The organism is Corynebacterium sp. HMSC04H06 (genome assembly GCF_001815935.1).
GTDB lineage: Bacteria > Actinomycetota > Actinomycetes > Mycobacteriales > Mycobacteriaceae > Corynebacterium.
Genome location: NZ_KV823433.1, coordinates 16,784 through 35,632, shown reverse-complemented (window position 1 = coordinate 35,632; position 18,849 = coordinate 16,784). Strand labels below are relative to the sequence as shown.

General features: G+C 67.9%; 16 protein-coding genes. 12 read left to right on the top strand and 4 right to left on the bottom strand.

Features of this window, described 5'->3' with window-relative positions; all coding sequences use genetic code 11:
- Positions 1-69 precede the first annotated feature (69 nt).
- From HMPREF3067_RS06900 to HMPREF3067_RS06870, 7 genes are all read left to right on the top strand, one after another.
- A complete protein-coding gene (locus HMPREF3067_RS06900) occupies positions 70-1,257 on the top strand; it encodes a THUMP-like domain-containing protein (protein ID WP_070768993.1) in 1,188 nt (395 codons plus the stop codon).
- Positions 1,258-1,337: 80 nt separating this feature from the next.
- Positions 1,338-2,135 (top strand): electron transfer flavoprotein subunit beta/FixA family protein, encoded by a 798-nt coding sequence (locus HMPREF3067_RS06895; RefSeq protein WP_070768992.1) that lies wholly within the window; start codon positions 1,338-1,340, stop codon positions 2,133-2,135.
- A gap of 40 nt (positions 2,136-2,175) precedes the next feature.
- On the top strand, positions 2,176-3,123 hold the full coding sequence (locus tag HMPREF3067_RS06890; RefSeq protein WP_070768991.1) for an electron transfer flavoprotein subunit alpha/FixB family protein: 948 nt from the start codon (positions 2,176-2,178) through the stop codon (positions 3,121-3,123).
- 1 nt (position 3,124) lies between these two features.
- Positions 3,125-4,261: a cysteine desulfurase family protein gene (locus tag HMPREF3067_RS06885; RefSeq protein ID WP_070768990.1), complete on the top strand. Its 1,137-nt coding sequence runs from the start codon at positions 3,125-3,127 to the stop codon at positions 4,259-4,261.
- A 60-nt stretch (positions 4,262-4,321) separates the two neighbouring features.
- A complete protein-coding gene (locus HMPREF3067_RS06880) occupies positions 4,322-5,533 on the top strand; it encodes an alpha/beta hydrolase (RefSeq protein WP_070768989.1) in 1,212 nt (403 codons plus the stop codon).
- Positions 5,526-7,886 carry a bifunctional lysylphosphatidylglycerol flippase/synthetase MprF gene (locus tag HMPREF3067_RS06875; protein ID WP_246819261.1) on the top strand — a complete coding sequence of 787 codons (2,361 nt, stop codon included), beginning with the start codon at positions 5,526-5,528 and terminating at the stop codon, positions 7,884-7,886. Before HMPREF3067_RS06880 ends, HMPREF3067_RS06875 begins: the two co-directional genes overlap by 8 nt.
- Positions 7,887-7,942: 56 nt before the next feature.
- Entirely contained in the window at positions 7,943-9,094 is a 1,152-nt protein-coding gene (locus HMPREF3067_RS06870) for a glycoside hydrolase family 25 protein (RefSeq protein ID WP_070768987.1), read from the top strand.
- Here HMPREF3067_RS06870 and HMPREF3067_RS06865 read toward each other — a convergent pair.
- The gene (locus HMPREF3067_RS06865; RefSeq protein ID WP_070768986.1) at positions 9,075-9,920 is read right to left on the bottom strand and encodes a spermidine synthase; all 846 of its coding nucleotides are present in this window, start codon (positions 9,918-9,920) and stop codon (positions 9,075-9,077) included. The two genes, HMPREF3067_RS06870 and HMPREF3067_RS06865, sit on opposite strands and share 20 nt — an antisense overlap.
- A gap of 159 nt (positions 9,921-10,079) precedes the next feature.
- Here HMPREF3067_RS06865 and mnmA point away from each other — a divergent pair, with 159 nt between their 5' ends.
- Positions 10,080-11,165, top strand: a complete 1,086-nt coding sequence (gene mnmA, locus HMPREF3067_RS06860; protein WP_070768985.1) for a tRNA 2-thiouridine(34) synthase MnmA — start codon at positions 10,080-10,082, stop codon at positions 11,163-11,165.
- 87 nt (positions 11,166-11,252) lie between these two features.
- Positions 11,253-12,173, top strand: a complete 921-nt coding sequence (locus HMPREF3067_RS06855; RefSeq protein ID WP_070768984.1) for a uroporphyrinogen decarboxylase/cobalamine-independent methonine synthase family protein — start codon at positions 11,253-11,255, stop codon at positions 12,171-12,173.
- Here HMPREF3067_RS06855 and HMPREF3067_RS06850 read toward each other — a convergent pair.
- Entirely contained in the window at positions 12,170-13,324 is a 1,155-nt protein-coding gene (locus HMPREF3067_RS06850; protein ID WP_070768983.1) for an ATP-binding protein, read from the bottom strand. The two genes, HMPREF3067_RS06855 and HMPREF3067_RS06850, sit on opposite strands and share 4 nt — an antisense overlap.
- Positions 13,325-13,453: 129 nt before the next feature.
- On the bottom strand, positions 13,454-14,125 hold the full coding sequence (locus HMPREF3067_RS06845; protein ID WP_070768982.1) for a 3'-5' exonuclease: 672 nt from the start codon (positions 14,123-14,125) through the stop codon (positions 13,454-13,456).
- A gap of 107 nt (positions 14,126-14,232) precedes the next feature.
- On the opposite strand from HMPREF3067_RS06845, the gene ligA reads away from it, so the two are divergent.
- Together ligA and HMPREF3067_RS06835 are read left to right on the top strand one after the other, a co-directional pair.
- Positions 14,233-16,311 carry an NAD-dependent DNA ligase LigA gene (gene ligA, locus HMPREF3067_RS06840; protein ID WP_070768981.1) on the top strand — a complete coding sequence of 693 codons (2,079 nt, stop codon included), beginning with the start codon at positions 14,233-14,235 and terminating at the stop codon, positions 16,309-16,311.
- Between the two features lie 59 nt (positions 16,312-16,370).
- On the top strand, positions 16,371-17,141 hold the full coding sequence (locus tag HMPREF3067_RS06835) for an HAD family hydrolase (RefSeq protein WP_070768980.1): 771 nt from the start codon (positions 16,371-16,373) through the stop codon (positions 17,139-17,141).
- Here the strand turns inward: HMPREF3067_RS06835 and HMPREF3067_RS06830 are convergent.
- Positions 17,138-17,824, bottom strand: coding sequence for an ACT domain-containing protein (locus HMPREF3067_RS06830; RefSeq protein WP_070768979.1), 687 nt, complete (start codon positions 17,822-17,824; stop codon positions 17,138-17,140). The two genes, HMPREF3067_RS06835 and HMPREF3067_RS06830, sit on opposite strands and share 4 nt — an antisense overlap.
- A gap of 208 nt (positions 17,825-18,032) precedes the next feature.
- Here HMPREF3067_RS06830 and HMPREF3067_RS06825 point away from each other — a divergent pair, with 208 nt between their 5' ends.
- The gene (locus tag HMPREF3067_RS06825) at positions 18,033-18,842 is read left to right on the top strand and encodes a sulfite exporter TauE/SafE family protein (RefSeq protein ID WP_070768978.1); all 810 of its coding nucleotides are present in this window, start codon (positions 18,033-18,035) and stop codon (positions 18,840-18,842) included.
- Positions 18,843-18,849: the final 7 nt, after the last annotated feature.

The following is an 18,849-nucleotide window of genomic DNA, read 5'->3' as shown; positions in this document are numbered from 1 at the left end:
GGCGCCCAAATTAATTTTTACCTTTACCCCTCTTTCCTCCCGACCCGTCGAGAAAGGCACCGCTGCACCGTGGCATTCGAACTAGCCGACATCCGGTTCTTCCAAGACAACGCCGCCGACATCCGGCAGGCCAGTCAGCGGCTGGAGGGAACCCGGGCCAAGGCGCTGGCCGAGGCCGAGTTCCTGCGCGAGCGCTTCGGCGAGCACGGGCGCGCGGTGGGGGAGCTGGCCGACGCCCGCCGGCGCGCGCTGCGCGCCGCGAAGTTCGCGGACACCTGGTTAAGCGACGTCGACGCCGTCCAGCAGGCCACGCCCGCGCCGGTGGCCCGGGCTCGGGCCCGGCACCTGGCCGGTATGGGCGTGGACTTCGTCCACGATGTCACCTGCTCGGTGGGCACCGAGGCCCCGGCCCTGCAGGCAGCCGGCATCGGCTACCTGGGCAGCGACCTGGATAGGCCGCGCGTGGCGATGGCCCAGCACAACGTGCCCGGCGTGCCCTTCGTGGTCGCCGACGCCTTGGCGCCGGTCAGCGCGCGCGGGGTGGTCGTGGCGGACCCGGCCCGGCGGGCAGGCGGGCAGCGCATCACCAAGCCGGAACAGCTGCTGCCGACCCTGCCGGACCTGCTGGCCGCCTACCCGGGCCGCCCCATGGCCGTGAAGTGCGCGCCCGGCTTGGACTACAGCGAGTGGGCGGGCCCGGTGGTGGTGGCCAGCGTCGACGGCGCGGTCAAGGAGGCCTGCCTCTACACCCCGGATCTGCAGCAGCGCTCGGCCCCGGACGGCCAGCCGGTGCGCGCGGCGTGGCTGCTTCGCGGCGGCGCCGACTCCCGCGACGGAGACGAGACCATCAGTAGCGCCGATTTTGCCGCGGACGAGCTGCCGGCGGCCGGGGAGGTGGGCCGCTACATAGTGGACCCGGACGGCGCGGTGGTGCGCGCGGGCCTCGTCAAGCACTACGCGGCGCGCCACGGCCTGCGGCAGCTGGACGAGAAAATCGCCTACCTGACGGGGGAGACAATCCCACCGGGCCGGTCGGGGTTTCCATTCATCGAGCAGGTGAGCCTGAAGCGCTTGAGCTCGTGCCTGAAGTCCCTGGACGCCGGCAGCCTGGAGATCCTCGTCCGCGGTGTCAACATTGACCCGGACCAGCTGCGCAAGAAGCTGAAGCTGCGGGGCTCGCGCCCTCTGGCGGTGGTCGTCACGCGGCTGGGCCGCGGCGCCGTGGCGCTGGTTTGTGAGCCACGCCAATGGAATTAGTCCCGCCTTCGCTACTACTATGGCGCGGAGAATAAGTTTCTAGAACGCTTCAACCAAATTGACGGAAAGGTCGAATACCCATGCCCACTATCGTGGCTCTGGTCAAGTACGTACCCGATACGTGGTCCACTAAGACGTTGGAAGAGGACAACACGCTAAACCGCGACGCGGTGGACAACATTATTGATGAGGTCAATGAGTATTCGGTGGAACAGGCGCTGCGGCTGCGCGACGCGAACCCAGAAGCCGGTTACCGCGTGGTGGCCCTGACGATGGGCCCGGCCGGCGCCGAGGAGGCCCTGCGCAAGGCCTTGGCCATGGGCGCCGACGACGCGGTCCTGCTCAGCGACGAGGCGCTGGCGGGCTCGGATGCCATCGGCACCGCCTGGGCGCTGAGCAACGCCATCAACACCCTGGACGACGTTGTCCTTATCACCATGGGTACGGACGCCTCCGATTCGCAGACGGGCCTGCTGGCCGGCCTGCTGGCCGAGTACCGCCAGATCCCGGCGCTCACGCAGCTGCACGCGGTGAGCCTGGCTGAGGGCACCGTGCGTGGTACCCGCGAGGACCACCGCGGCACCTGGGAGCTGTCCGCCCCGCTGCCGGCCCTTATCGCCGTGGGAGACAAGGCCGACAAGCCGCGCTTCCCGAATTTCAAGGGCCTCATGGCGGCCAAGAAGCACCCGATCACCACGCTGGATCTGGCCGCTATCGGCGTCGACCCGGTGCAGGTGGGTCTGAACTCGGCGACCACCCAGATCACCGAGGCCGCCCAGCGCCCGCCGCGCACCGCCGGCGAGCTGGTGGAGACCGGCTCTGCCGAGGACAAGGCCGCCAAGATTGTCGAGTTCCTCGAGTCCAAGAACCTGCTCTAACACCCGCTCGCCGCGAACGCTTATAAGGAGTTTTCTTTTCATGTCTCACGTTTATGTTTTGGTCGAGCACACCGGTGACCAGCTGAGCCCGGTCACGGGTGAGCTGATTACCGCTGCCCGCCAGCTGGGCACCGTCTCCGCCGTCGTGGTCGGTCCCGCCGGCACCGGCGACAAGCTGGCCCCGGAGTTGGCCCGCTGGGGTGCGGCCCAGGTCGTGGACGCCCAGGCTGCGGACTACGATTCCCGCCTGCTGACCCCCGAGGTCGACGCTCTGCACGGGCTGGGCGCGGCCAACCCGGCCCCCATCCTGATTGCCGCGTCCGCCACCGGCAACGAGATCGCCGGCCGCGTGGCCGCCCGCTTGGCCTCCGGCGTCTTGTCGAACGTCTCCGGCATCCGCCCGGACGGCGCGGCCCAGCACGCCATCTTCGGCGGCTCCTACGACGCTTATGCCACCGCGGCCGGCCCCTGCCCGATCTACACCCTGCTGCCGGGCAGCGTGGCCGCCGAGGCCGAGGCCAGCGTCGGCGAGGTGGCCGCCATGCAACTGCCGGCCGCGACCGACCGTGATGTCAAGGTCGAATCCTTTACCCCAGCCGAGAAATCCGCCCGCCCGGACCTGCCGTCGGCGGCCACCGTGGTCGCCGGTGGCCGCGGCGTGGGCGATGAGTTTGCCGGTGTCGTCGAGCCGCTCGCCGACGCCCTGGGAGCGGCCGTGGGCGCTACCCGCGACGCCGTCGATGAGGGCTTCTACGACGCGGCCTACCAGATTGGGCAGACCGGCGTGACGGTGACCCCGGACCTTTACATTGGCCTGGGTATCTCCGGCGCCATCCAGCACACCTCGGGCATGCAGACGGCCAAGAACATCGTCGTGGTCAACCAGGACCAGGACGAGCCCTTCTTCCAGATCGCTGATCTGGGCGTGGTTGGGGACCTGCACGAGATCGCCCCGGCGCTGACCGAGCAGCTGAAGAATCGCGCCTAAGATGTCCCACTATTTCGATTACGCCGCCACCCAGCCCATGCGCCAGGCCGCCATCGACGCCTGGGTTGCCGCCGCCGACAGCGTCAACTCCGGCGCCCAATACGCCTCCGGGCGCAAGTCTCGTTCGGTGCTCGACGACGCCCGCGAGAAGGTCGCCGAGCTGCTGGGCTGCGAGCCCATCGAGGTAATCTTTACCGCCTCCGGTACCGAGGCGGACAACATCGCCATCCAGGGCCTCTACCGGGCCGCCGAGCGCGGGCCGGCGGAGCGCCGCACCCGGCGCATTATCTCCACCCCGATCGAGCACCCGGCGGTGCGCGATACCGTGGCCACCCTGGAGCGCCAGGGCGCGACCGTGGAGCTGCTGCCGGTCGACCGGCACTCGCGGGTCAGCGACTTGAGCGCCCTGGACACCCCGGCGGACCTGGCGACCTGTATGTGGGCCAACAACGAGATCGGCGCCCTCCAGCCGGTGGAGGATATCGTGGCGCGCGCCAGCGCCCAGGAAATCCCGGTCCACATCGACGCGGTGCAGGTGGTCGGCAAGTTGCCCATCAACTTCGTGGAACTGGGGGCGACGACCCTGGCGGCCAGCGCGCACAAGTTCGGCGGCCCGCGCGGCATCGGCCTGCTGCTGGCCCGCCGCAGCCCGGCGCCCCAGCCCATCGCCTACGGCGGCGGCCAAGAGCGTGGTATTCGCCCCGGCACCGTCGACGTGGCCAGCGCGGCCGGCTTGGCCGCGGCCCTGGAAGAATCCGTGGCCGAAATCCCCGCCGAGTCCGCGCGCGTGGGCGCCCTGCGGGACCGGCTGCGCGAGGGCATTCTGCGCGAGATCGACGACGTCGTGGTCAACTCCAGCGAGCCCGCCTTGCCGTCGCACCTGCATGTGTCCTTCCCGGGCACCGATGGCGACAGCCTCATCATGCTGCTCGACCAGCTGGGCATCGAGGCCTCGACGGGCTCGGCCTGCTCGGCCGGCGTCAACCGCATGTCCCATGTCCTCGAGGCCATGGGCGTGACCGAAAGCGAGGGGATTGGCTCCCTTCGCTTCACTCTGGGCCGCAACACCAGCGACGAGGACGTGGACTACGTCTTGGCGCATCTGCCGGAGGTCATTCGTCGGGCCCGGAGCGTATAGACACCATATTCCCAGCTAAGCCCCAGTGATTCTGGGGCGGGGCAGTCCTATGTTGAGAGGGTGAACTTTCTTTCTGATCTGCCCCTGGCCGAGCCAGTCGATGCCGCCATCGTCATCGGCATTTTGGTCATCGCGGCCGGCGTCGTGGTGTGGCAGCGCCGCTGGTGGCCGGTGGCCGTTGCCGCGGTCATCTGTATAGCCGCCGGATTCTTCCTCCAGCGCTGGGACGTGCCTTTCTACCTCGTGGCAGCCGCCGCCGTCCCGCTGGCCGCCCTGATTCGCAAGCCGAAGGTGCCCACGGTGCTCGCCGGCGCTTTCTCCCTGCTGGCCACCGTTGGGTTGGTCAACATCGAATACCAGACCTATCCGGACGTCGGGTCGCTCGACCCGACGCCGGTGGCCCAGGAGATGAGCCTGGCCGAGTTCCAGTCCGCCCAGGGATTCAAAGACGCCGCGATCGTGCACCTGGACCTGCCGGGCACGCGCTCGCAGTTCGCGGCACGCCAGGCCATCGCCTACGTCCCGCCAGCCTACTGGCGCGGCGAGAACCTCCCCGTCGTGGTGCTCCTCCACGGCAACCCCGGTGGGCCCGACCAGTGGTTCGGCTCCGGCGAGGCAGCCCAGACCGCCGACCAGTTCCAGGCCGCCAACGACGGGCGCAGCCCGATCATCGTGGCCGTCGATTCCACTGGCTCGGAGACCGCCAATCCTATCTGCGCGGATTCTAGCCTGGCCCACGTCATGACCTACCTGTCCCAGGACGTGCCGGCCGGGATCAAGCAGGCCTTCCGCGTGAACCAGGACCAGTCCCACTGGACCGTCGCGGGCCTAAGCTACGGCGGCACCTGCGCGCTGCAGATCGCCACCAATCAGCCTACCGCGTACGGGTCCATCGTGGATATCTCCGGCGAGGCCGAGCCGACCATCGGCAGCCACCAGGCCACCGTGGACAAGTTCTTCGGCGGTGACGAGAAAGCCTTCAACGCCCAAGACCCCGCCCACCTGCTCAAGCAGAACCGCTACCCGGGGCTAGCGGCAGTCTTCATCGCCGGCGACGACGATCATGCCTCGGTCGCGGCACTGAGCTCCCTATCCCAGCAGGCTCGCGCGGCGGGGATGCGCACCTATAACGGCACCCGGCCCGGCGGGCACAGCTTCCAGGTGTGGCGCCCGGCCTTGCGGGAAGTGCTGGCCTGGGCCGCCCAGCGCGGCGGGATGAAAATCGACAAAGACCCCTTCGACGGAATTGAGGACCAGGATGTACGTGCTTAAAAGCGCACTGGCCTGGGTGTTAAAGACCCTGCCGCGCTTCTCGGTGACGCTGGTGGCGCTGGCGGTGATGTGGGGTTTGCAGGTGTGGCCCGTCGCGGGAATCCAAACCATCGGCTTAACCGCCGGCCACGTCGGCGGGGCAGTGGTGCTGACCATTCTGGCACTGGCCTGGGGCGTGCCGGCGGAATGGCAGATGGGTTCGCTGCGCTACGCCGCCGTCGGGGTGGTCGCGCAAGTAGTCTCCACGCCGCTGGCCGTCTACGCCGCCCGCGGGGTGGAGCTGGCCGGGCTGAACCAGTGGGGCGACGACTTGCTGCACGCCAGCTTCCTGACCCCGGTGGGCTTTATCGCGGGGGCGGGGGCGTTTTCCTCCGCCCAGATGCCGCGCCTGTGGCGCCGCCGGTTGCGCCTGAGCATCATTGCCCTGACGCTGACCTTCGTGTTGTATTCGGGGACCCTGGCGGACGTGCAAGCAGTCGTGGCCATGGCCCTGGGCCTGGCGGCCGGCCAGGCGCTCTACCGGCCGCACCGGGTGGAGGCGTCGGTGGCCGAGCGGCGCGTGCTGGTGGCGGTCGTGGTGCTCTCGGTGGCCGTCGGCCCGTTCTTCGTGGCGCTGGACCCGCTGGCCGAAGGGCCTTTTAGCGTGGTCACCCAGCTGCTGTGGTCGGCGGACCTATCCCGGATCGAGGTGGCCGAGCTGTGCACGGCCAGCCCGTTGAGCGACGAGTGCTTGAACGCCCTCGACATCGCTCGGGCCCACGGGATAGGCCCCGTGGTGGCCAACCTGATGCCCTTTATCGTCCAGCTTGTGCTGGCCTTCGGCCTCATCCGCGGCCGCCGCCTGGCCTGGTGGCTGTCGCTGGCCTTCCAATTCTGCGTGATGGGCGTGCTGGTGGCCCAGCTGTGGGTGCCGGGCGAGGTCGACCTGCTGGTCATCAACCTCGCGCTGGTGCTACTGCCGTGGATTATGGCCACGGCCGTGCTGGTCGCCACCCGCTCGCTCTTCCACGTTGCGACCAACCCGGCGCTGCTGCGGCGGGCCGGGGTGCTGGTGGCCAGCGTCGTGCTCGTCGGGGCGGGGACCTGGGTGGCCGTGGCGTTGCTCTACCCGGAGGGGTTTATCACCATCAACACGGCAGGTGACGTGCTGGCGGAGCTGCCGCTGCGCTTCCTGCCGACGGTCGTTTCCCTCATCGGGCCCCACTACGTGGTCCCGGCAACGTGGTTTGGCTGGCTGGTCTACGAATGGGTCGGTATCCTCGCCTGGGCGGCTCTGGCCTGGCAGCTGTATACCTGCTTCGCGCGCCCAGCGGATCCGGAAAACGCTGCCGACCGCGCCCGCGCCCGGGAGATCCTCGGCTCTACCAGCGGCGACCACCTGTCGTTTATGACGCTCTGGGAAGGCAACCGCTATTTCTTTTTCGGTGGGTCTTACGTGGCCTACCACGCGAGCAGCGGGATTGCCCTGACCGTCGGGGCGCCGGTGGGCCCGGCGGGGGAGGACATCGCCGCGCGCTTCGAGGAATTCGCCCACCACCAGGGACTCAGCGTTGCCTGGTACTCCGTCGACGCGGATTTCGCCGACGCTCACCCGAGGCTCAAGCGCGTCAAGGTCGCGGAGGAGGCCGTGCTCAGCTGCGTCAACACCGAGTTCAAGGGCAAGAAGTTCCAAAACATCCGCACCGCGCGCAACAAGGCGGCCAAGCAAGGGGTGGAAACCGTCTGGACCACCTGGGACGAGCTCGACCTCGCGGTGGCGGCGAAGATCAAGGCGCTGAGCGAGGAGTGGGTCTCGGACAAGCCGCTGCCGGAGATGGGGTATACCCTGGGCGGCCTTAAGGAGATGCAGGTGCCTGGCACCCAGATTCTCTACGCCATCGATGCGGAAGGCGTACTACACGGGGTCACCAGCTGGCTGCCGGTGCGCCGCGACGGCGAGGTGGTCGGCTACACCCTGGACGTGATGCGTCGGGCCGCGGACGGCTTCAAGGGCGTCATGGAGCTTGTGATCTCGGAGGCGCTCATTATCGCCGCGGACCGCGGCTGCGAGTGGATTTCGCTATCCGGCGCGCCGCTGGCCGGCGCGGCCGAGGATCCCAGCTGGCTGGACCAGGCGCTGTCCCGGGTGGGCCAGGACCTGGAGCCGCTCTACGGCTTCCGCTCCTTGGCGGCCAGCAAGCGTAAGTTCCTGCCGGAAGAGCACCCCTGGTTCCTCTGCTTCGACGACGAGCTGAAGCTGCCGGCCATCGGCCTGGCGGCGACGAACGCCTACCTGCCCGAGCTCAACGTCGGGCAGGCCCTGTCCGCGGTGCGGACGTGGACCCAGGCGCGGCGGCCGGAGAAAGAAAAATGATCTGAAACGCGTGTTATTTGTGTGACTGTTGTGGTTTAGTCGGTACACTCGCCGGCATGACCGTCACTAAGTCGCTCAAGTCCGCCCTGACCGCCGTCGTCGCCAGCGTCCTCGTCGCCACCGCCGCCCCCGCGCACGCCGCTCCGCTGAGCACGTCTGCGCCCGCGGGCGTGGATGTCGCCGCTCACCAGCACCCCGGCGGGGTGCCCATCGACTGGGGCCAGGTGAAGTCCGACGGGCAGTCCTTCGCCTTCGTCAAGGCCTCCGAAGGCGAGGGCTTTAGCAACCCGCACTTCGCCGTCGACGCCAACGCGGCTGCCGCCAGCGGGCTGAAGGTCGGCGCCTACCACTACGGGCGCCCGAACACGGACCCGAAGAAGCAGGCCGCGCACTTCGCCTCCCAGCTGGCCCTGGTGGCGGATCAGTCCCTGCCGCCGGTGCTCGACATCGAGGTCACCGACGGCAAGAACCCGCAGCAGATGCAGGCCTGGGTCCGCGAATTCACCGATGAGCTCAAGAAGCTCACCGGACGGACCCCGATGATCTACACCTACAAGTACTTCTGGGAAGTGGAGATGGGCAATACCACTCAGTTCTCGGAGTACCCGCTGTGGCTGGCCGCCTACCAGGACGCCGCCCCGCAGCCCGTCGGCGGCTGGAACAAGCTGTCCTTCTGGCAGCGCTCGGGCTCCGGCAAGGTCGCCGGTATCCCCACCCAGGTGGACATGAACCTGTTCAACGGTACCCACGCCCAGCTGGATTCCTTCAGCGCCGGCAACTACGTCGACTTTGGCGGGGTCCTCGAGGACCTCGTGGTGACCGGCGCCCCGGACCTGGGCAAGGACTCGACCGCCCTGGTTGCCGCCATCCTAGCTATCGCCGCCGGCGTGGCCGCCGCCCCGCAGCTGGCCGATGCCGCCGGTGAGGCGGGCATCGACCGCGACGCCGCGGAGGGTCTTATCGACTACGTCGAAAAGCTCAACGCCGAGGGCGCCCTGCCGGTCGAGCAGCTCGAGGCCATGGCCGCGGGTGACTACTCCGTCGGCGACCTGGCGCTGCTGCTGGAAAACGCCGGGCACACTGCCGGCATCGAGGTCGACGAGCAGACGGTCGCGGACGCCACCCAGGCCGCCACGGCCGCAGGGGCCAACGGCGGGCACCTGGACGTGCAGCAGCTGGCGGGCATCGTCAGTCGCGTCGTGAGCTAGCCCCGCCGATAAACTTGCGAGTAAAAGCCTCGTCCTTGTAGTGGGCGGGCACCGCGCCGCCCAGCAGCTGCTTGGCCAGGGCGGCGGCCTCGACCGATCCGGCCGCAGGCAGGGGAGACTCCGAGCCAATCAGGATGATGTTGCCGTAGCGGCGGCCCTTGAGCATGGGCGGATCCGCGATGACGGCCAGATGGTCGAAGACCTCCGCCATGCCGGCCAGCTCCGCCTTGGCGCCCTGCAGCTCCGAGTGATCGCCGCAGTTGGATACGTATAGCCCCGCGCCCGCCAGGGCCTTTCGGCACGCGGCGAAGAACTCAACCGTGGTCAGCGGGCGCGGCGTGGTGGCCCCGGCGAAGACATCGCGGATGATGATGTCCCGGCTGGCCGGCTGGAAGGCCATCGTCTCCGCGCGGGCCTCGCCCGCCCTAATTTTGACCGTGGGCGCACGCGGCACGTCGAACAGCGTGCGGGTCAGCTCCGCGAGCTTGGCGTCCAGCTCCACGACGGTGTGGCGCGAGCGCGGCCACAGGTCGGCGAAGTAGCGGGGCAGCGAGCACCCCGCCCCGCCCAGGTGGGTAACGCGCAGCGCCACCGGGTCGACGGGGTTGAGCACCTCAACGGCGGCGGCGATCCACCGCATGTACTCGAATTCCAGCTCGCCCGGCGAACCGAGCACGATGTGGCTGCTGGGCACTCCATTGACGTTGAGGATATAGCCGTCGCGGCGGAACTCGTCCGCGACCACCTCCGCCTGGCCCGTATCAATGTCGTAGAGGCCGATAATCCCTGCGCCAGCCTCACTGCCTCGGTTCCGTTTCCTACCCATGACCCCTTACTGTAGACACCGAGGGGAGGTAGACCAATGCCCGGCCCGATCCGGGCGGGAATGGCGATGATTATCCCTGCGTTGGGCCGAGGGAGTAGACTTTTGAGCCGCTTTAGATAATCCGGCAGGCGGCAGTGATGGAAAGAAAGGTGGCGCGGCGTGCGAGTACTGGTGGCGATGAGTGGCGGAGTGGATTCCTCCGTGGCGGCTGCCCGCGCGGTCGAGGCGGGCCACGAGGTTGTCGGCGTGCACCTGGCGCTGCACAAGGACGCGCAACAGACCCGGGAGAAAGCCCGCGGGTGCTGCTCGCTGGAGGACTCCGCCGACGCCCGCCGTATCTGCGACAAGCTGGGCATCCCGTTCTACGTCTGGGACTTCTCGGAGCAGTTCAAGGAGGAGGTCATCGGGGACTTCGTGGACTCCTATGCCCGCGGCGAGACCCCGAACCCCTGCCTGCGCTGCAACGAGAAGATCAAGTTCCGCGCGCTGCTACAAAAGGGCATGGCGCTAGGCTTCGACGCGGTGGCCACCGGCCACTACGCGACACTGGACCAGCACGGCTACATGCGCCGGTCCAAGGACGAGAACAAGGATCAGTCCTACGTGCTGGGAGTTATTTCCGCCGACGAGCTGGAGCACTGCTATTTCCCCATCGGGGACACCCCGAAGCCACAGATCCGCGAGGAGGCGGCCGCCCACGGCTTCTCCACCGCGAAGAAGCCGGACTCCTACGACATCTGCTTCATCCCGGACGGCAACACCCAGGCCTTCCTGGGCGCGCGGATCGGCCTGCGCCCGGGCATGATCGTGGACCAAGAGGGGCAGGAGCTTAAAGAGCACGCCGGTGCCTGGAACTACACCATCGGCCAGCGCAAGGGCCTGGACATCAAGCAGCCCGCCGCCGACGGCCGGCCCCGCTACGTCACGGATATCGACGCCGCCACTGGCACCGTCACCGTCGGCGCCCGGGAGGACCTGGCCGTGACCTCCATCGGCGCGGACCGGCTGAAGTACCTACACCCGGCCATGGACGGCACACTGGAGTGCGAGGTCCAGGTGCGCGCCCACGGCTCGGTTGTGCCGTGCACCGCGCACATCGACCGCGCGGCCGATCAGATGCGCCTGGACCTGCACGGGGAGCTCTCCGGCGTAGCCCGGGGACAGGCCGCCGTGCTCTACTTGCCGACCGACGACGAGCTTGGCGATATCGTCTTGGGCTCTGGCACGATCTGCGAGACGGCCTAGGCGCCCCTTTGAGCGCCGGCGGGCCTTCGACTCGAGGCACCCAACGAAGGAGATAGTGACAGCGTGACAGGATTCGGGCTAGGCCCCATGCCGGGAACTTCCATGCCGGAGGCCGCCGATATCGTGCTGGGGGAGACCGGCGATCTGCCGCACCTAGCGCAGCTGCCCGACCGAGGGCTGGGCTCCGACGCTATCGGCCGGACCGCCGGCTTAGTGGAGTTCGTGACCGTCGACCGCGGACCGCGCGCCTGGCAGATGACCGACCGCCCGCAGCTGCTTACCCGCCGGGTCTGGGACCGGATGGAGCGCGATCTGGACGAAATGCAGGCCGTCTGGGGAGAAGGCGTGCCCCAAGTCAAGATCCAGGCCGTAGGGCCGTGGAGCCTTACCGCCGCCATCGAGCTGGCCAACGGGCACCGCGTTATCACCGACAGCGGCGCGCGCCGCGACCTCTTCCTCGGCCTGCAGGAGGGCATTTCCCGCCACGCCGCCGACGTGGCGCGCCGCTTCGGCGCGCAGGTCGTGCTGCAGTTGGACGAGCCCTACCTGGGCCAAATCCTGGCCGGCACGCTGCCGGGGGTGACCGACTTCGAGGACATTGCGGCGGTGCCCGCCGAAGTCGCCGCGGACACCCTGGGGCGCTTCCAAGCCCGGTACCTGCACCTGGACCAGCCGCAGTGGGAGTTGGCACGCACCGCCCAAACGGTGCTGCTCGACCTGCCGCGGCTGGACAACCCCAAAGACCTGGATGGGCTGGGCCAACACCTGGATTCGGGCGCGCGCGTGGGCCTGGGCATCACGGCGGGGGATGCCGTGGCCGGCCAACCGGATGCTACCCGCGGCGTGGCGATCGCTATCGCGCGCCTGCTCGATCGGCTGGGCCTGCCGCGCACGCTACTGACCCACGCGGTGGACGTCTACCCAGCCCGGCCTAACGAGCCCGCCAGGGACTACCGGCTTGCTCATCGAGTCGCAACAATGCTCGAGCGCGACGCGGGCGACCTTTAGCTAACCCGCCCGCCGAAGTCCCGCGCGAGCAGGTACTCGCGCAGGTAGGGCAGGGTGAAGTTGAGCTCGCCGTAGCGGGGAGATTCGATGATGTCGGCGTCGATGAGCCGCTGGCGCGTGCCGGAGAGGGAACGCAAAGTCCGGCCCAGCGCCGCGGCGATATCGTGCACCGGCACCGGGTCGGCGGGCGCTGCCTGGGCCATGGCCTCCAAGAATTCCCGCAGCGCCGGGGATAGCTCCTTGACCGCCGGCTGGTGGACCTGGGTGCCCATGAGGGAGATCGCCTGGGGTGCTATCTCAGCGACATCGGCCTCCGTAACGGCGGCGCTGTCCTCACCAGCCGTGCGCAGAGCCGCCTGCTGCCAAGACAGCGAGCCGACCAGCTGCACGAGGTAGGGGTAGCCGTGGGAGAGCTCCACCGCGGCCTGGATGCCGTCCGGGCTGAAGCTGATCCCGCTATCCCGGGCAGTCAGCTCGAAGGCCTCCGCCGTCAGGGACTGGTTCAACGGGCCTAGCAGATATTTCTCCGCCCGCCGCAGGAAGGTAGCTCCCGGCAGGCTCAGCAGCTTGTCGATGCCTTGGGGCAGGCCCGCCACCACCAGCGCGACGTTGAGGTCGTCGCGGATTAAGTCCTGGTAGGCGACGGCAATGGTGGTGAGATCTTCCAGCGAGGCGTCCTGGGCCTCGTCGATGCTGATGAGGACGCCTGTGCCGGTGAGGTGGCCGGACAGTTCGCGCAGCCGGGTGTTGAGGTTGTGCTTGTAGGGCGCTTGGTCGTCGGTGTCGAAGCCGATGCTGGCCACCTTGCCGAGGCCCAACTGCTTGACCCGCGTGGTCGGGCGTGGGCTGATGTCCTCGATGGCCGCGGGGATGGTGGTCTCGACGAAGTCTTCCACGATGGGGCTGCGGTCCGAGGCACGCAGCACGATCCAGCCTTGGGTGCGGGCGCGATCCTCGAGCTCGTTGAGCAGGACCGTCTTGCCGATTCCGCGGGATCCGCTGATGACCAGGGAGCGCCCGGGAGTGCCGGCGGTGCCGACCAACGCGCGTTCGAAGGAACGGAGGATGACTTCGCGGCCGACCCAATACAGGGGAGCGGCGCCGAAGGTGGGGCGGAACGGGTTGTCCCGCGGGAGGGAGGGTGCAGACATGGCCCGGATCCTATCAGCTGGAGACTATGGAGAAAGTGGAGACTGGGGAGACTTATGAAGGTCTTGGAGACTCTGGAGATTCTGGAGAGTTCGGGTAGTCGTGAGGGCTTCGGCGCGGTGCGTCGGGCCCTAGCTGATCATCGGCCAGGCAGTAGAAACGCTCTCGGCGTCTCGGCCCTTGCCCTCCAGGTACTTCTTGAAGTCCATCCGGTCGTGGTACCAGCGTACGGCCTGAAATTCCATCAGCTCGTTGACGTCCTTCTGGGCCAGCTCCGGGAAGACCTGGCGCACCTGCTTCCAAGCCACGCGCGCGGCGGCGAGGGCGTCCGCGGTCGCCTCGTGCGCGTTGTCCAGGCTGACCCCATAGTGCTCACAGACCGCGCCTAGGGTTCGCTTACCCTTGCGCCACTTGTCCATGACCCGGTCGATGACGAAGGGATCGTAGACCGGGCCGGTCACAGTAAAGTCCCCGGTCAGCGCGCGCAGGACCGAGAGATCATAAGCCGCGTTGTAGACCACCAGGGTCAGGCCGTTGTCCCAGGCCTGCTTGATGGCGTTTACGGTTTCTTCTAGGACCTCATCGTGCGGCCGGCCCTCCGCGCGGGCCTTTTCGGTGGTAATCCCGTGGACCTGGGCGGCGGCCTCGGGGATCTCGACGCCGGGATCCGCCAGCATCTCCTTCTTGTCCACGTGGCGCCCGTCGATAGTGACCAGCGCGGAGGTAACAATGCGGGCGGATCGGGGGTCGGTCGAAGTGGTTTCCAGGTCAAAGGAGAGCATGCGGGTCGCGTCGAAGTTCATGGCTTTCACCTTAGTCGCCACCCCGGACATACGAGGCTGACTGGGCAAATGCGGCGGCTTTACCCGCCGGGCGGGAAGCCTCGCTTAGGCGACTAGACTGGAGCACCGTGACTAATCCAGTAGATGTGCAACGCGAATGGAACGAGCTCGCCCAGGAAGTACGGCGGCACCGCCAGCTTTATTACAACGAGCAGCCGGTGATCCCAGATGCCGATTTTGACAAGCTCTTCCGGCGCTTGCAGGAGCTGGAGGAAAAGCACCCGGAGTTGGCGGTCCCGGACTCGCCGACGCGCGAGGTGGGCGCGGCCTCACCGTTCGCCGACGTCGAGCACCTCGAGCGCATGATGAGCCTGGACAACGTCTTCAGCGAAGCGGAGATGCGCGACTGGCTTAACCGCACCCCGGCCAAGACCTACCTGACCGAGCTGAAGATCGACGGGCTCTCCATCGACTTGGTCTACCGCTCCGGGCGCTTGGTCTCCGCAGCTACCCGCGGCGACGGCCAGATCGGCGAGGACATCACGGCCAACGCCCGGGTCATCGAGGACATCCCGCAGCAGTTGCAGGGCACCGCGGACTTCCCGGTACCGGAGCTGGTCGAGGTCCGCGGCGAGGTCTACATGCGGCCGGAGGACTTCGCCGAGATCAACGCTGAGCGCGTCGAGGACGGCAAGCCCGCGTTCGCCAACCCGCGCAACTCCGCGGCCGGCGGGCTACGGATGAAGGACCCGGCGGAGGTGAAAAAGCGCCGGCTGAAGATGGTCTGCCACGGCATCGGCGCCCGCGAGGGCTTCAGCCCGGATTCGCAGTATCACGCCTACCAGGCCCTGGCGGCCTGGGGGCTGCCGGTCTCGCCGTACACCGAGCAGGTGGACTCGGCGGAAGAGGTAATAGAGCGCGTGAACTACTGGGCCGATCACCGCCACGACGCCATCTTCGAGATGGACGGCCTCGTGGTCAAGGTCGATGACTTGGCGTCCCAGCGGCAGCTGGGCGCTACCTCCCGGGCGCCGCGCTGGGCGATCGCCTACAAATACCCGCCCGAGGAGGTCACCACCGTCCTGCGGGATATCCAGGTCGGTGTGGGCCGCACCGGGCGCGTGACCCCGTTCGCGGTGATGGACCCGGTCTTCGTCTCCGGCTCGACGGTGTCCATGGCCACGCTGCACAACCAGTCCGAGGTCAAGCGCAAGGGCGTGCTGGTGGGGGACACCGTGGTCATCCGCAAGGCCGGCGAAATCATCCCCGAGGTCTTAGGCCCGGTCGTCGAGGCCCGCGACGGCAGCGAGGTCGAGTGGACCTTCCCGGACAACTGCCCGTCCTGCGGGACCCCGCTCGCCCCGCAAAAGGAGGGCGACGCGGACTGGCGCTGCCCGAACACCCGCTCGTGCCCGGCGCAGCTGTCGGCGCGGCTGGAGTACTTGGCCTCCCGCAAGGCTCTCGACATCGAGGCGCTGGGGGAGAAGGGCGCCTGGGATCTCATCGAGCAGGGCATCCTGGAAGACGAGGCAGAGCTTTTCGAGCTGACCGAAGACAAGCTGTTGGCTTCCGATGTCTACACCTCCAAGGCGGATAAGAAAGCAAAGGGTCCGAAGTCCGCAGACAACATTGCGGTCAACACGGTCGGCCGCGCGCTGCTCGACAACCTGGGTGAGGCCAAGGAGCGCGACTTCTGGCGCGTGCTGGTGGCCCTGTCCATCCGGCACGTCGGGCCCATTGCGGCGCGGGCGTTGGCCACCCGCTACGGCTCGATGGAGGCGCTGCGCGCGGCCGACGTCGAGGAGCTGGCGGAGACCGAGGGCGTGGGCACCATCATCGCCGAGTCCTTCAAGTCCTGGTTCGAGGTCGATTGGCACGTCAACATCGTGGAGCGCTGGGCCGCCGCGGGCGTGCGCATGGAGGTCGCGGCCGAGTCCCGCCGCCCCCAGACCCTGGAGGGGCTGACTATCGTGGTCACCGGCACCCTGGAAGGCTACAGTCGCGACGAGGCCAAGGAGGCCATCGTCAGCCGCGGTGGGAAGGCCACCGGCTCCGTGTCCAAGAAGACCGACTTCCTGGTCGCCGGGGAAAACGCCGGATCCAAGGAACAGAAGGCCCAGGACCTGGGCGTGCCCATCCTTAACGAGGCCGGCTTCGAGGAGCTTTTGGCCCACGGCGCGCCAGCCGGCGAAGACGCGGACGGATAGGCTTAAGGCTTATCACGCCGCAAGCGTTACCGCCGAAGCCTGGAGGAAGGACCAACAGCATGAAGATTGCCGCTTTCGATTTTGACGGGACCATCTATTTCCCCGATGGGCTTGACCCGGATATTGCCGAGGCCATCGCCGAGTGGCAGGCGGCCGGCAATATCGCGGTCGCGGCGACGGGCAAGTCCTACAACGAGGCCTACCGGGCGCTGGCCGGCTCCGGCGTGGAATTCGACTATTCCATCTTGGCAACCGGCGCGGTCATCGCGGACAAGAACCGGCAGGTAGTCCACTACGCGGGTCTGGACAGGGAAACGGTGGCCCAGCTGGTCCACGGGTTGGTCGGGAACCCGGGCACGAACGTTTACGGCATTTCCTCTACCGGGCTGGACTACTGCTTCCGCGAGTGCGTGAGCACGGCAGATACCGGCGTCATCACCGAGGTTGCCTACGCCTCCCCGGAGGCCATCCCGGACCAAGACTTCGTGGCGGTGGCGACCTGGACGCCGGATAACCCGCAGGTGCAGGACGCAATCCACCGCTGGGCGCGCGAGAACTTCGCCGTGGAGTCTACCAAGAACCAGGGCTTCGTGGACATCCTGCCGGCCGGCACCACCAAAGGAAACGGCGTGGAATGGGCGGCCCAACACGCCGGCTGGGACCGGGAGGAGATGGAGATCTACAGCTTCGGGGATTCCTGGAACGATCTGTCCATGTTCCGGCTTTCCCGCCAGGCGTTTTCCTTCCCCTGGGCCCCGCGGGACGTCCAGGAGGCCGCCGGGACCGTCGTCGGCAGCGCGGCAGAGGGCCTGCGCCAGCTGCTGGCCTAGTGCGCGGTGCCCGCGCGGCCGTCGCTGAGGAAGGCGCCCAGGATGGTGCCCAGGTTGCCCAGGTGCTCGACCTCGGAGGCCAGGTAGTCCGGCCCGCCGGTGCGGCCGATTGCCATGACCAGGCCGGTGTCCCCGATGGGGGCGGCCGCAAGTGCCGAGTCCAGCAGGGACCAGGACGCCGGGATCCAGGAGTCGACCTCCGGGTTGAGCGCGCGGGCCTGGGTGACCTCGATGTCGTGCGGGGTGGTCCCGTCGTCCTCTGGGGCGGCGTCGGAGCTGGCGATGCGGTGGATCGGCTCGTTGTTGTCGATGACGATGGCCCAGGTCGAGGTCAGCGCCTTCGGGATGGCGGCGACCACCTCGGTCATCGCGGCGCGCACGTCGTGCAGGTGGGAGGCCACGCGGGCCAGCAGGGCAATCTGGCCGCGGCGGTCCACCCGGCCCGAGAACGGGCGGATGGAGTCCACCTCGACGCCGTCGACGGTGCTGGCGGCGGTGATGAGCGAATCGGCCATACCGCCGGCGGCGAGCTCGACCACGATGTCGTCCATGACGGTGCCGTCGGGGAAGTTCTCGACGATGTCCACCGACTGGATATTGCCGTCTACCATGCCGATCGCGTCCGCCAGTTGGCCCAAGCTGCCCGGGGTGTCGGGAAGAAGAACGCGGATGAGGAAGGACATGACAGTAGGCAATTCTTTCTGTGGCTAGCGCGATGAAGACGGGATGTTTTCCCGTAAATATTACCCGCCGGGTGTCGCAAGTCTCAATAGCCTGTACCCTTATATTTTTATCTACGCGGAAACTAGTAGCGAAAACGCAGTGTGTGGACACTACTATGTGAGGCACGTTAAATAGCGCGCGTGCGCACCCCGGCGAGAGGAGTCCATCATGTCCGTTGTCAGCGGCGCATTGCTGTTTGTCATGGCCGTGCTGGCCGGGATCATCAACTCGGCGGTGGGGTCCGGCTCCTTGCTCACCCTTCCGGTCCTGTTGGCTCTGGGCGTGCCGCCCGGGGTGGCGGTGCGTACTAATACCACCGGCATGATGTTCGCCTCGGTCGGCTCGGCGTGGGGTTTCCGCAAGGAAATCCGGCGCGAATTGCCCTACCTGGGCCCGCTGGTCCTGGTGACCATCGTGGCCTCGGCCGCCGGCTCCCTGTTGCTGCTGGCCTCGCCGTCGCACGCCCTCGACTTCGTCATCCCCATTCTCATCGTCGTGGCCCTGGTGATGGTGACCTTCCAGCCCAGGTTGACCCGCTGGCTCGCCGCGCGTTCCCAGGCCGGACAGGTAGCTGCTGGCGATGCCGCCTCGGCCGCCGAGGTGGGCCAGGCCTACCGCCGGCCCCGGGTGGTGGCTCCCATGGGGCTGGCCGCGGTCTACGGGGGCTACTTCACCGCGGCCCAGGGGATTTTGTACATGGCCATCCTGTCGGTGATGACCGGGCGCAGCCTCAAGGCCATCAACCCGGTGAAGAACTTCCTGTCCCTGTTCGTCAACGTCACCGCCGCGCTGGTCTACCTTGTAGCCTGGGCTTTCTTTGGCGCCGAGATCCTGTGGATCGGGGTGGCGGCGGTGGCCGCCGGGGGACTCGTCGGTGGCTTGGTCGGCGCCCAGGTGGCCAAGCGCCTGCCGAACCAGGTGCTGCGCGCGGTGATCGTCGCCGTCGCGCTGGTGGCGCTGGTGCGGCAGTTCGTCTAGGCGAAGA